This is a genomic window from Acidipropionibacterium timonense, from assembly GCF_900605005.1.
Taxonomy (GTDB): Bacteria; Actinomycetota; Actinomycetes; order Propionibacteriales; family Propionibacteriaceae; genus Cutibacterium; species Cutibacterium timonense.
In genome coordinates this window covers 481,979-495,489 of the sequence record NZ_LR027558.1, presented here as the reverse complement: position 1 = coordinate 495,489, position 13,511 = coordinate 481,979, and the positions used below count along the sequence as shown (strand labels likewise).

Here is a 13,511-nt window from a genome sequence, read left to right as displayed (position 1 = left end):
GTCTCCTCGGATCGTCCTGATCTCGATTGCTCACAACCTCACCGATGCCGCCAGCGGGTCGGGGTTGCCGAACCGGTGCGCCGCCATGCTCACCGACTGCTCGCGCAGGAAGGGCAGGAGCTCGATCCGCGAGGCCCGGGTCACCGGCCACGCCCACACCGCCAGGTCGGGGTCGCCGTCGACGGCGTCGGCCAGGGCCACCGGGTCGGCACCGAGCAGTCGCACCCTCCGTGGCGCCCCGGCCCCGCCCATCGCGGTGAGCCAGTCGGCGTCGGCGACGACGTCGACGCTCACCCCGCAGGCTCGCAGGACCCTGGCCAGCCGCGGCTCGACGGCCGGGTCGAGGCTCACGGTGAGCAGCTCGGGGGCGGCGCACAGTCCGGCTGCGATGACCCGGACGACCTGCGCCGGCTCGGCCCCGGCTCCGGCCCGCACCAGGGTCGCCGCCGGACGGTGGCGCAGCTCGTCGCGCTCGCGGGTGAGGCGACCCAGGTCGGTGCTCACCCCGAACTCCTGCGCCCAGGCCAGCGCGTCGCGGGCGACGGCGTCGGCCAGGAGGTCACGATCGGGCCCCTCGAGGAGGGCGCAGGCCTGCGCCACGAAGCCCTGGACCCGCGCCGGGATCTCGACCTGCGGGGTCGGGGTCGTCGGCTCGGCCGGCTGCCATGACCCGAGCACCTCGAGGTAGTGCGGGCCACCGGCCTTGGCGCCGGGGCCGACGGCCGAGCGCTTCCAACCCCCGAAGGGTTGACGTCCGACGATGGCCCCGGTGATCCCGCGGTTGACGTAGAGGTTGCCCGCGTCGACGTGGTCGACCCACCACTGCACCTCCTCGGCGTCGAGGGAGTGGATGCCGGCGGTGAGCCCGTAGTCGGTCCCGTTCTGGTACTGGACGGCCGTGGCCAGGTCGGGGGCGTACATGATTCCGGTGATCGGGCCGAAGTACTCGGTGCGGTGGTAGGGGTCGCCGGGCTTGACACCGGCGCGCACACCGGGGCTCCAGAACCGTCCTTCGGCGTCGATCCGCATCGGCTCGAGAGCCCAGGTCTGGCCGGGATCGACCCTCGTCAGGGCGTCGAGGAGCTTGCCGGAGGCCGGTTCGACGAGCGGACCCATCTGGGAGCGCAGGTCGGAGGGCTGCCCCACCCGCAACGACGCCGCCCCGTCGAGGATCTGGTGGCGCAGCCTGGCCGACCGGTAGGCCTGACCGACGAGGATGACGAGGGAGGCGGCCGAGCACTTCTGGCCGGCATTGCCGAAGGCCGACCGGAGGATGTCGGCGGCCGCCAGGTCGTAGTCGGCGTTCGGGGTGACGATGATGGAGTTCTTGCCGCTCGTCTCGGCGAGCAGCGGCAGGTCATGACGCCAGGACCGGAACAACCGTGCGGTGTCCCAGGCCCCGGTGAGGATGACCCGTTCGACCTGCGGGTGGCTCACCAGACGTCGCCCGGCGTCCCCCTCGCCGGCATCGAGGAGCTGCAGGACGTCGCGCGGCACCCCCGCCGCCCACAGGCACTCGGCGACGACCGCGGCGCAGTGCCGGGCCTGCGGTGCTGGCTTGAGGATGACCGACGACCCCGCCGCCAGGCCGGCGAGCACCGATCCGGCGGTGATGGACAGGGCGAAGTTCCACGGGGGCGTGACGACGACCACCCTCGCCGGCACGTGGCGTGCCCCGTCGACCCGCTCGAGGTCGACGGCGCGCTCGGCGTACCACGTCGCGAAGTCGATGGCCTCGGACACCTCGACGTCGCCCTCGGCGAGGATCTTGCCGGTCTCGTGACCGGCCACGGCGATGAGGTCGCCACGACGTCGGGCGAACTCGGCGGCCACCCGACGCAGCACCTCGGCACGGTCGGCGGCAGGACGCCCGCCCCAGTCGACCTGCGCGGCCCGGGCGCGCTCGACGGCGTCGTCCACCTGGCCGACACTCTCGACGGCGCACCGGCCGAGGGTCCCGGCGCCCAGGGTGGACGCCGTCATGGCCGCGGCCACCTCGGCAGCCCAGGCCCGCACCGTCGGCACCGAGGGGTCGGAGTCCGTCGACTGGACGAAACCCCTCGTGGTGTCGGGGACCCGGTCGACCTCCTGACGACGTCTCGGGGCCGGCACCTCACGGGTGAGCCGGTCGACGGAGGCGCGGAACCTGGCCTCCTCGCGGGCGAAGAGCTCGGGGTCGGACCCGATGTCGAAGACGGCCGACATGAAGTTGTCGGAGGCGGCGTTCTCCTCGAGGCGTCGGACGAGGTACGAGATGGCGACGTCGAAGTGGGCCGGGTCGACGACCGGGGTGTAGAGGAGCAGCCCGCCGACGTCGGCACCGATCCGGCGGGCCTGGTCGGGGGCCATGCCCAGGAGCATCTCGACCTCGATCCGGTCGCCCACCCCGCGTCGGTCGGCCAGGAGTGTGGCCAGGGCGACGTCGAAGAGGTTGTGTCCGGCGATCCCGAACCGCACCGAGCGGGTGCGCTCGGGGGTGAGCGCCCAGTCGAGGACGCGCTTGTAGTTGGCGTCGGTGTCGATCTTCGAGGTCCACGGGGCCTGCGGCCAGCCGTGCAGCTCGGCGTCGACCTGTTCCATGGGCAGGTTGGCGCCCTTGACCAGACGGACCTTGATCCCGGCGCCTCCGGCGGCGGTGCGCCGATCGGCCCAGGCGGTGAGCCGTTGCAGGGCCCCGAGGGCGTCGGGAAGGTAGGCCTGCAGGACGATGCCGGCCTCCAGCTGCGCGAACTCCGGCCGCTCGAGCAGGGTCGTGAAGACGTCGATCGTCAGGTCGAGGTCGTGGTACTCCTCCATGTCGAGGTTGATGAACTTGGGGTTCGGCGACTGCGCGGCGATCCGGTACAGCGGCACGAGGTGATCGACGACCCGCTCGACCGTCTGCTCGTGCGCCCACAGGTCGAGCTGGTTGACGACGGCCGAGATCTTGATCGACACGTAGTCGACGTCGGGACGCTCGAGGAGCCGCTCGGTCCCGGCCAGCCGGGCCGCCGCCTCCCGGTCACCGAGGACGGCCTCGCCGAGCAGGTTGATGTTGAGCCGGACGTCGTCGCGGCGCAGCGCCCTGAGGGTGCGGGTGAGCGGACGGGGTCGGGCGTCGACGAGGAGGTGACCCACCATCGAGCGCAGCGTGACGCGGGCGGCGGGGATGACGACGTCCGGCGCCACCGGGGCGACACGACCGCCGAGGCGCACCAGGGCTCGCAGGGCGGGCGGGAGGAAGGTGCAGTCGGTGCGTGACAGGGCGGCGAGGTTCGTCGCGGCGGTCCTGGTGTCCTCCGGCCTCACGACGCGGTCGATGAAGGCCAGGGTGAACGGCAGCCCGGCCGGGTGCGACAGGACCCTCGACAGCAACCTGGCGGCCGTCGCGGCGCGGCCGCCGCCCGATGGCCCCCGGGACGACCGGCGCGATCGGTCGGTCGGATCGGTTGGATCGGCGGGGTCGGTGGTCGGGTCGAGCCACCGTCTCACCTGGGCGACGGCCTCCTCGACGAGGTCCGCCGGGGCGGGGTCGGGCGAGGTCCAAGGCTCCTGTGCTGCGCTGCTCATGGGCTCACGATAGTGGGGGTCCACCGGTCCACAAGGGGGTTCAGCCCGCTGGGCGGCACGATCATCATGGAACCCGGCGCACGCCGCCGGCGGCGTCTGCCAGAATGTCGCCCGGGACGGTGAGGACGCCGTCCGCACCCTTCGACCTGAGCACTGACCCCAAGACCTTTGGAGAGTCCCCATGAGCGAGTCCACGGCGCGACCGTCGGGCAGCACCACCGGCATCGAGACGACGGGCATCGAGATCATCGCCGAGTCCGAGCGCACTGCTCGCCCGCGCGACCTCTTCCTGCCCTGGTTCGCGTCGAACATCTCCGTGTTCGGCATGAGCTACGGGGCCTTCGTCCTGGGGTTCGGGGTGTCCTTCGGACAGGCCCTCCTGGCCACCCTCGTCGGCGTCATCGGGTCGTTCTTCCTCTGCGGCATCGTCGCCCTGGCCGGCAAGCGCGGGTCGGCACCGACGATGGTCACCTCGCGCGCCGCCTTCGGGGTGCAGGGCAACAAGGTGCCCGGGATCATCTCCTGGGTGACGTCGATCGGCTGGGAGACCTCCCTGGCCATCACCTCGGTGCTCGCCACCGCGACGATCTTCAAGAGGCTCGGCTGGAGCTCGGGCACCGGAGTCAAGATCGGCGCGACGGTGCTCGTCGCGGTGCTCATCGTCGCCGGGGCGGTCGCGGGCTACCACATCATCATGAAGATGCAGGGCATCCTCACGTGGATCACCGGCATCGTCACCGTCATCTACCTCTGGCCATGGCCGTCCCGCACATCCACTGGTCAGCGGTCGCCGCCCTGCCGGCCGGCCCCTGGCAGGCGAGCGTGGGGGCCCTCACCATGGTCATGACGGGCATGGGCCTGGGCTGGATCAACATCGCCGCCGACTGGTCGCGCTACCAGAGTCGCGACGCCTCGGGAAGCTCCATCGTCTTCTGGAACACCTTCGGCGGGTCGCTCGGCCCGGTCGTCCTCATCACCGTCGGACTGCTGCTGGCCGGCTCCTCGAAGGACCTCTCCGACGCCATCTCGGGTGATCCGGTCGGCGCCCTGGCGACGATCCTGCCGACCTGGTTCCTCGTCCCCTTCCTCGTCGTGGCGATCCTGTCGCTGCTGTCGGGGGCCATCAACGGCATCTACTCCTCGGGCCTCACCCTGCTCAGCCTGGGCATCCGGATCCCGCGCCCGGCCGCCTCCCTCATCGACGGGACGATCCTGTCGATCGGCACGATCTACGTCGTCTTCTTCTCCCCCAACTTCATCTCTCCGTTCCAGTCCTTCCTCGTCACCCTCGGCGTACCGCTGGCGGCCTGGGCAGGCATTGTCATGGCCGACATCACCGCCCGACGCCGACCCTACGACGACGCCGACCTCTTCGACCAGTCCGGCCGGTACGGCTCGGTCGACGTCGTCTCGCTGGTCACCCTCATCGTCGTGACGATCATCGGCTGGGGTCTGGTCATCAACCAGTACGAGGGCGTCAACTGGAACAACTGGCAGGGCTACCTCCTCGGCCCGCTCGGTCTGGGCGGCAAGGAGGGGCCGTGGGCCTACGCCAACATCGGCGTCATCGTCGCCCTCGTCCTGGGGTACGTCGTCACCCTGGTGGGTCGACGCGGTCGAATCCGGCGTCAGGAGGAGCGATGAGTGGGGAGGACCCCTGGCTCGTCGTCATCGACCCGCAGCGCATCTTCGCCGACCCGACCTCGGACTGGTGCGCGCCTCGGTTCGACGAGACCGTCCCGCCCATCGACCGCCTGGCCACCGCCTTCGGCGAGCGGGTCATCGTCACCCGGTGGTTGCCGTCCGCGGTGCACGAGGGGTCCTGGGGCGAGTACTTCCAGCGATGGACCTTCGCCGACCGACCGGCCGACGATCCCCTCTTCGACCTCGTCGACGCCGCCCGAGGCTGGGTGCGCCGTCCCACCCTCGACGTGACGACCTTCGGCAAGTGGGGTCCGGGGTTGACGGCCGTCACCGGGCCCACCCCGCACCTCGTCCTGGCCGGGGTCGCCACGGACTGCTGCGTCGTCTCGACCGCCCTGGCCGCGGCCGACGCCGGCGCCTGGGTGCAGGTCGTGCCCGAGGCGGTGGCCGGCAGTGACGACACGAACCAGGCCGCGGCACTTCAGGTCATGGGGCTCTTCGGGCCGCAGATCGAGGTCATCGGGGTCGAGGAGCTGCTCGCCGCGCGGTGAAGGCGGGCGACGATGCCCGACCCCCTGCCGCGCCTCCCCCGGGTCGCCCAGTCGAGGTGTCGGGAAATCCCCCCCAGCGGCGATGTGTTCCCCTCCGGGGGACGACATCCTCCGTGGCGGGGATTTCCCGACATCGTGCGCCGGAGCCCGCGCCCCGGCCACCCCAACGACGGCCGCCGTCGGCCCTGGCCGCCCACAGGTTTGCCCACACCGAGGATGAGTCTGATAATGGTTCTCAGTTGATTCCGTCAGGAGGACAGTCCATGCGTCATCGTCTGCTGGCCGCCGTGGCCGCAGGAACCCTTGCCGTCAGTCTCGTCGCCTGCTCCAATGGCTCGTCGACCGGCACCTCCCCGGCGTCGTCCGGGTCGGCCATGTCAAAGACCACCGAGAAGGTCACCGTCGTCGCCTCGACAAATGTCTGGGGCTCGGTCGCCAAGGTCGTCGCCGGCGACATGGCCGAGGTCACCCCCATCATCACCAAGCCCACCCAGGACCCGCACGACTACGAGGCCACCGCCCAGGACAAGCTCGTCTTCTCCAAGGCCAAGATCGCCATCGTCAACGGCGGCGGCTACGACGACTGGGCCACGAAGCTGGCCACGACCTCCGCCTCGAAGCCGACCCTCATCGACGCCGTCGAGACCTCCGGGCTCAAGAAGGACGGCGAGGCCGACTTCAACGAGCACGTCTTCTACTCCATGGCCACGGCCCGCAAGGTGGCCGAGGTCGTCGCCACCGACCTGGGCAAGGCCGATCCGGCGAACGCCGCCAAGTACACCGAGAACGCCAAGTCCTTCGGCACGACGATGGACACCCTCATCGCCAAGGCCAAGAAGGTCGGCGCCGCCCACGCGGGTGCCACGGCCGTCGCCACCGAGCCCGTCGTCGGCTACCTGCTGGCCGACATGGGCATCAAGAACATCACCCCGGACGAGTTCGTCGAGCAGTCCGAGACCGACGCCGGCCCCTCCACCAAGGTCGTCGACGAGACGACCAAGCTGCTCACCGACAAGAAGGCCTCCGTCCTGCTCGTCAATGCGCAGACCACCGATGACGTGTCGAAGCGGCTCGTCGCGGCCGCCGAGAAGGCCAAGGTCCCGACCGTCGGCACCCACGAGACCTTCCCGGAGGGTGTCACGACCTACGACGACTTCGTCGGCAAGACGATCGACGCCATCGGCGCCGCCCTCAAGTGATCCTCCACCGGGGATGCGAATCGTTCCCGGTATCATGAACAGGTGGTCCTCGGCTCGCCCGAGGACCACCTGTGCCGTCCACACCAATCTGGAGCCCACTCATGCCGACACCCCCACCTGCTGAACCGGCGCCACCCGCCGAGCTGGTGGGCGCCACCGTCGCCTTCGGTGACCGCGTCCTGTGGAGCGACGTCGACCTCACCGTCCACCGCGGTGAGTTCATCGCCATCCTCGGCCCCAACGGGGTCGGGAAGACGACGATGCTGCGGGTCCTGCTCGGCCAGACCCCGTTGGCCTCGGGGAGCGCCCGCGTCGCCGGACATCCCGTACGTCGTGGCTCGGCCGACGTCGGGTACATCCCGCAGCAGCGCTACCTCGACTCGCTGGCCCCCATCCGGGGCCGCGACCTCGTCGCCATGGGGATCGACGGGCACCGGTGGGGTCCGGGCTGGCCGTCGCGGGCCAAGCGGCGTCGGGTCGACGAGGTCATCGCCCGGGTGGGAGCCCGGGCCTACGCCGATTCCCCCCTGTCGGTCCTGTCCGGAGGGGAACAACAGCGCCTGCGGATCGCCCAGGCCCTCGTCACCGACCCGGCCCTCATGCTCTGTGACGAGCCCCTGCTCAGCCTCGACCTCAAGCACCAGCAGGCCGTCACCCGTCTCATCGACGAGGCCCGACGCGACCGCCAGCTCGGCGTCCTCTTCGTCACCCACGAGGTCAATCCGGTGCTGCCCTTCGTCGACCGGGTCGTCTACGTCGCCAACGGTCGGATGCGTATCGGCACCCCCGACGAGGTGCTGCGCAGCGAGGTCCTCACCGACCTCTACGGCTCCCCGGTCGAGGTCTTCCATCACGGCGACCGCATCATCGTCCTGGCCGACGAGGAACAGGGCCCCCACCTGCACGGCGGGTCCGGCAGGAGGTCACACCAGTGAGCATCAGCACCTTCATCAACTTCAACGACTTCGCGAACCTCGTCCCGCTGGTCACCGGCTCCCTGCTGGCGGGCCTCATCCTCGGCATCCTCGCCGGTCTCATCGGCCCGATGATCCATGCCCGCGACCTCGCCTTCGCCGTCCACGGCACCTCGGAGCTGTCCTTCGCCGGAGCCTCGGTGGCCCTCTACCTCGGCGTCTCGGTGACGAACGGCGCGGTCGTGGGCTCCCTCGTCGCGGCCGTCATCCTCGGCCTGCTCGGGGTCCGCGCCAAGGAGCGCAATGCCTCGATCGGCGTCATGCTGCCCTTCGGGCTGGGCATCGGCATGCTCTTCCTCAGCCTCTACCCGGGCCGCTCGTCCAACAAGTTCGGGTTGCTGGCCGGCCAGATCGTCGCCGTCGACAGCGCCCAGCTCACCACCCTGACGACGGTCGCCGTCATCGTCTCGGTCATCCTGGCGATCATCTGGCGCCCGCTCTTCTTCGCCTCCGCCGACCCCGAGGTCGCCCGGGCGCGGGGCGTGCCCATGAGGGCCCTGTCGATCATCTTCATGGTGCTGCTCGGGCTCACGACCGCCATGGCCGTCCAGCTCGTCGGTGCCCTGCTCGTCCTCAGCCTGCTCATCACCCCGACGGCGGCCGCCGCTCGCGTCACGGCGCGACCCCTGGCGCTGAGTCTGTTGTCGATCCTCTTCGCCTCGGTGTCGGCGGTGGGCGGCATCCTCCTGTCCCTGGGCCCGGGCCTGCCGATCAGCCCCTACGTGACGACAGTGAGCTTCCTCATCTACCTCGTCTGCCTGGGGGTCGGTGCGCTGCGGGCGCGCGCTGGTTGGGGACGCCGGCACATCGCCTGACCACCGCTGCCGGGGCATCGCCGAGCGTGTTCCTGGCTGACGCCGACTCGTCGCCCGCCGTTCACCGAGCCGTCATCGGCCCTCGATTGAATCGGGTCGGATCGTCCGACCACCGCAGAATCGAAGGACCACGATGACCTCGAAGCGCACCGCCACCTCATGGCTCACCACCGCCCTCGCCCTGGCGACCGCGGCCGTCATGACGGCCTGCCCCGTCCTCGCCCAGGCAGCACCACAGTCCGGCGACGCCGACGCCGCCGCCGCGATCACCCTCTACCACAACCAGATCGGACTGCTGACGACCATGCCGAACGGCGTCCGGGTGACCGCCTCCGGCTACGGCTCCTCCTTCTACCGCGCGCCCGCCACCAGCCCCAAGGACCGGGGCGACATCTTCTACGGCCTCACCGACCGCGGGCCCAATGTCGACGCCGACAACGGGGACAAGATCGAGCCCGTCCCCTCCTTCCAGCCGGCCATCGAGAAGTTCCGTCTCGTCGACGGCCGGATGGTCCCGCTCCAGCGGATCGGCCTCGTCGGGGCCGACGGCGGCAAGATCAACGGGGCGGTCAACACCGAGGCCAGCACCGGCGAGACCATCGTCGACGTCAACGGCAAGGTCATCGCCCCCAATGCCGACGGCATGGACCCCGAGGGCCTCGTCGTCGCCCCCGACGGCACCTTCTACGTCTCCGACGAGTACGGCCCCTTCATCACCCACTTCGACGCCTCCGGCCACGAGATCGGCCGCCTCAGCCCGTACCGCGGCACCCTGCCCGGCGAGCTGCGCTTCCGCACCGCCAACAAGGGCATGGAGGGCCTCACCCTGAGCCCCGACGGCAAGACCCTCTACGGCAGCATGCAGGCCGCCCTCGAGACCCCGGACCTCAAGGGCAAGTCGAAGAACGTGCCCTTCATCCGGATCGTGGCGATCGACACCGCGACCATGAAGGTCACCGGCCAGTACCTCTACCTGCTCCACTCGAGCGAGGCCGGCACCACCGTCTCGGAGATCTCGGCCCTGGGCAACCACACCCTGCTCGTCGACGAGCGCGACGGCGACGCCGGTTCGTCGACCTTCAAGCGTCTCTACCGGACCGACCTGGCCCGGGCGACCAACCTGCTCGACCTCAAGGGCGAGTACGACGCCGACAAGGGCGGCCTGCTCGTCAAGGGTCAGTCCCTCGAGGGCTACGTCTCGCACACCAAGGACGCCAAGGCCAATGAGGTCGTCGCCCAGCAGGCCCTCGAGGCCGCGGGCATCACGCCGGCCACCGGCTCCCTCTTCCTCGACGTCACCAAGCTCGTCTGGGGTGCCGATCCCAGCGGTGCGACCTTCAGCCACGACAAGGTCGAGGGGGTCGCGGTGAGCGGCGGCGGCACCCGCGTCACCCTCTCCAACGACTCCGACTTCGCCCTGTCGGGATCGGTCCCCGGGGTCTCCAACCCCTACCAGATGGTCCAGAAGACCTACGCCGACGGCATCGACGTCGGCGAGGCCCTCGGCGTCGACGTGCGCAAGGTGCCGGCCCGGTACAAGGGCGCCGGCTTCCTCGACCCGACGCTCACGGCGTCGATCTCCGGCTCCACGGTGAGCCTGCACCTGACCGGCCTGGAGCCCGACACCACCTACCAGCTGTACAAGGACGCCCGCGTCCTGCTGGCCACGGTCCGCACCGACTCGACCGGCCGGGCGGCCGACGTCGTCCTCGACCGATCGGTCGTCGGGAACGGCAACCGGACCCTGGGCCTCTACCTCGACGACTCCCTCGTCTCGTCGACGTCGACCCATCTCACCGGCAAGCCGAACGCCGGGGCCGCCGCGGCCTCCCACACCCCCCGGGGCAAGGCCTGGGGATGGCGCTCCCACCAGGGCTGACGCCCCTCCTCCACACCCAGTTCCCGTGGCGTCCCACACCGGTGGGACGCCACGGGCGTCTCCCGATTTTACAAATATGCGTAGGCGTGCATAATTATGTGCATCACGGCCCCGCGGCCCCGACCTCAGGAAGTCACCATGCACAAGCTCGCTCGTCTCGCCCCCGCCTCCCTCGCGGTCCTGGCCCTGGCCCTGTCCGGATGCACCCACGCCTCGGAGGACACCCCCGCGACTACCAGCAGCGGTTCCGGCTCGGCGGCCACCGCCCAGACCAATGACGCCCTCATCGCCTCGATCACCAAGGACGACGCCATCGCCAAGCTCGTGCCGGCCGACATCGCCAAGAAGGGCACCCTGGCCAACGGGGCGGCTGCCAACTACGCCCCTGCCGAGTTCATCGACGCCGACGGGTCGACGATCGTCGGCTACGACGTCGACTACGTCAAGGCCATCGCCAAGGTCATGGGGCTCACCTCGACGACGACGAACGGCGCCTTCCCCAGCCTCATCCCGGCGGTGGGCACGAAGTACGACATCTCCGTGTCGTCCTTCACCATCACCGCCGAGCGCGAGAAGCAGGTCAACCTCGTCTCCTACTTCAAGGCCGGGTTCGGCATGGCCGTCCCCAAGGGCAACCCCAAGAAGATCGACCCGACCGACCTGTGCGGTCACTCGGTGGCCGTCCAGACCGGCACCGCCCAGGAGACCGCCGCCCAGGACAAGTCGAAGAAGTGCACGGCCGCGGGCAAGAAGGCCATCACCATCCTGTCGTACGCCTCCCAGGCCGATGCGACGACGAACGTCGCCGGCGGCAAGGCCGACGTCCTCTACGCCGACTCGATGATCACCGCCTACGCCGTCAAGCGCAACAGCGCCCTGGAGAACCTCGGCGGCATGACGGACGCCGCCCTCTTCGGCGTCGTCACCGCCAAGAACGACCAGGGGCTGTCGAAGGCCATCCAGGCCGCCACTCAGAAGCTCATCGACGACGGCACCATGAAGAAGCTTCTGGCCACCTGGGGCAATGAGGACGGCATGATCCAGACCTCCGAGATCAACCCCAAGGCCTGATCCACCGATCCTCGACGAGGTCCGGTACGAGAGAGCGTGAGACACATGGCCCAGCACCACGCGGACATCCCCGGTCGCATCCGGGTCAAGGAGGTCGCCCATCCCGGGACGTGGATCGCGGCGGCGATCGTCGCGGTCGTCACGGCGATGCTCCTGCACGCCCTGGTGACCAACCGCAACTTCCAGTGGGACATCGTCTGGCTGTACTTCCGGGACGTCAAGGTCATCCAGGGCATCGGCTACACCCTGCTGCTCACCGTCGCGGCGATGGTCCTCGGCACGATCATCGCCCTGACGATGGCGATCATGCGCCGGGCGAGCAACCCGGTGCTGCGCAGCGTCTCGTGGGCCTACATCTTCGTCTTCCGTGGCGTGCCGGTGTACACCCAGCTCGTCTTCTGGGGTCTGCTGGCGGTGCTCTACCCCACCTTGTCGGTCGGCATCCCCTTCGGCCCTGAGTTCGTGAGGTTCAGCACCGCCCAGGTGGTGACGGCCCTCGTCGCCGCCGTCGTCGGGTTGGGGCTCAACGAGGGTGCCTACCTGGCCGAGATCATCAGGGCCGGTCTGGAGTCGGTCGACGCCGGCCAGACCGAGGCCGCCAAGGCCCTCGGCATGAAGCCCGGACTCATCCTGCGGCGGATCATCATCCCGCAGGCCATGAGGGTCATCATCCCGCCCCTGGGCAACGAGACGATCGGCATGCTCAAGACGACCTCACTCGTCCTGGCGGTGCCCTTCACCCTCGACCTGCAGTTCGCGACGAACGCCATCGCCAACCGCATCTACGCCCCCATCCCGCTGCTCATGGTGGCGGCCATCTGGTACCTCGTCATGACGAGCGTGCTCATGGTGGCTCAGCACTATCTCGAGGCCTACTACGGCCGCGGCTTCTCCAGCGGCGGCTCGTCGCGGCGACTGCGCCGCCAGGCAGCCGTCAACGCGGCCGGCACGACCCCGCACGAGCCCCTCCCGGAGGTGGAACTGTGAGCCAGGACGTCACCGTGACCGCGACCCGACCCATGGTCGAGATCCGCGGCCTCCACAAGGAGTTCGGCCCGCTGCACATCCTCAAGGGCATCGACCTGGACGTCGAGCCCGGCCAGGTGTGCGTCCTTCTCGGGCCCTCCGGCTCGGGCAAGTCGACCCTGCTGCGCTGCGTCAACCAGCTCGAGACCTTCGAGGCCGGGTCGATCCGGGTCGGCGGGGAGCTCGTCGGGTTCGAGGAGAGGCCGACCTCCGACGGGCGGCTGCGACGGCTGTCGGACAAGCGGATCGCCGCCCAGCGTGCCAAGGTCGGCATGGTGTTCCAGAGGTTCAACCTCTTCCCGCACATGACCGCCATTCAGAACGTCATGGAAGCGCCGATCCACGTCGCCGGGGTGTCCTCGGCCCGGGCCAGGGCCCGCGGCATGGAGCTGCTCGAACGCGTGGGCATGGCCGATCGGGCCGACCACTACCCCGCCGAACTGTCCGGCGGCCAGCAGCAGCGCGTCGCCATCGCCCGCGCCATGGCCATGGATCCCGAGCTCATGCTCTTCGATGAACCCACCTCGGCCCTCGATCCCGAGCTCGTCGGGGAGGTGCTCGCAGTGCTCAAGGACCTCGCGGCAGCCGGGATGACGATGATCGTCGTCACCCACGAGCTGGGGTTCGCCAGGGAGGCGGCCGACCGGGTCGCCTTCATGGACGGTGGCGTCGTCGTCGAGTCCGGGCGGCCCGAGGAGGTCATCGACCACCCGAGGTCGCCGCGGCTCAAGGACTTCCTCGACTCGGTGCTCTGAGCCGCCCGCCCCACGGCACCCGATGGGACAATGACCGTGTGAAGGACG

9 protein-coding genes and 1 pseudogene are annotated in these 13,511 nt (G+C 70.0%); 9 read left to right on the top strand and 1 reads right to left on the bottom strand.

What is annotated here, in order from left to right; all coding sequences use genetic code 11:
- Positions 1–30: 30 nt before the first annotated feature.
- On the bottom strand, positions 31–3,549 hold the full coding sequence (locus tag E0E30_RS02400; RefSeq protein ID WP_130864933.1) for a bifunctional proline dehydrogenase/L-glutamate gamma-semialdehyde dehydrogenase: 3,519 nt from the start codon (positions 3,547–3,549) through the stop codon (positions 31–33).
- A gap of 181 nt (positions 3,550–3,730) precedes the next feature.
- Between E0E30_RS02400 and E0E30_RS02395 the strand changes: the two are divergent.
- From E0E30_RS02395 to E0E30_RS02355, 9 genes and pseudogenes are all read left to right on the top strand, one after another.
- Positions 3,731–5,193: pseudogene (locus E0E30_RS02395) on the top strand (purine-cytosine permease family protein).
- Positions 5,190–5,744, top strand: a complete 555-nt coding sequence (locus tag E0E30_RS02390; RefSeq protein ID WP_130864932.1) for a cysteine hydrolase family protein — start codon at positions 5,190–5,192, stop codon at positions 5,742–5,744. Before E0E30_RS02395 ends, E0E30_RS02390 begins: the two are co-directional and overlap by 4 nt.
- A gap of 263 nt (positions 5,745–6,007) precedes the next feature.
- Positions 6,008–6,943, top strand: a complete 936-nt coding sequence (locus tag E0E30_RS02385) for a metal ABC transporter solute-binding protein, Zn/Mn family (RefSeq protein ID WP_130864931.1) — start codon at positions 6,008–6,010, stop codon at positions 6,941–6,943.
- A gap of 101 nt (positions 6,944–7,044) precedes the next feature.
- Positions 7,045–7,878, top strand: a complete 834-nt coding sequence (locus E0E30_RS02380) for a metal ABC transporter ATP-binding protein (protein ID WP_130864930.1) — start codon at positions 7,045–7,047, stop codon at positions 7,876–7,878.
- Positions 7,875–8,732, top strand: coding sequence for a metal ABC transporter permease (locus tag E0E30_RS02375; protein ID WP_130864929.1), 858 nt, complete (start codon positions 7,875–7,877; stop codon positions 8,730–8,732). The genes E0E30_RS02380 and E0E30_RS02375 overlap by 4 nt, the downstream gene beginning before the upstream one ends.
- A 133-nt stretch (positions 8,733–8,865) precedes the next feature.
- Positions 8,866–10,611 carry an esterase-like activity of phytase family protein gene (locus tag E0E30_RS02370; protein WP_210115754.1) on the top strand — a complete coding sequence of 582 codons (1,746 nt, stop codon included), beginning with the start codon at positions 8,866–8,868 and terminating at the stop codon, positions 10,609–10,611.
- 138 nt (positions 10,612–10,749) lie between these two features.
- Positions 10,750–11,682 (top strand): ABC transporter substrate-binding protein, encoded by a 933-nt coding sequence (locus tag E0E30_RS02365; protein WP_130864928.1) that lies wholly within the window; start codon positions 10,750–10,752, stop codon positions 11,680–11,682.
- A 45-nt stretch (positions 11,683–11,727) separates the two neighbouring features.
- Positions 11,728–12,669 carry an ABC transporter permease subunit gene (locus E0E30_RS02360; RefSeq protein WP_130864927.1) on the top strand — a complete coding sequence of 314 codons (942 nt, stop codon included), beginning with the start codon at positions 11,728–11,730 and terminating at the stop codon, positions 12,667–12,669.
- A gap of 32 nt (positions 12,670–12,701) precedes the next feature.
- Complete coding sequence (locus E0E30_RS02355; RefSeq protein WP_130866688.1) at positions 12,702–13,463, top strand: amino acid ABC transporter ATP-binding protein; 762 nt, start codon at positions 12,702–12,704, stop codon at positions 13,461–13,463.
- Positions 13,464–13,511 lie beyond the last annotated feature (48 nt).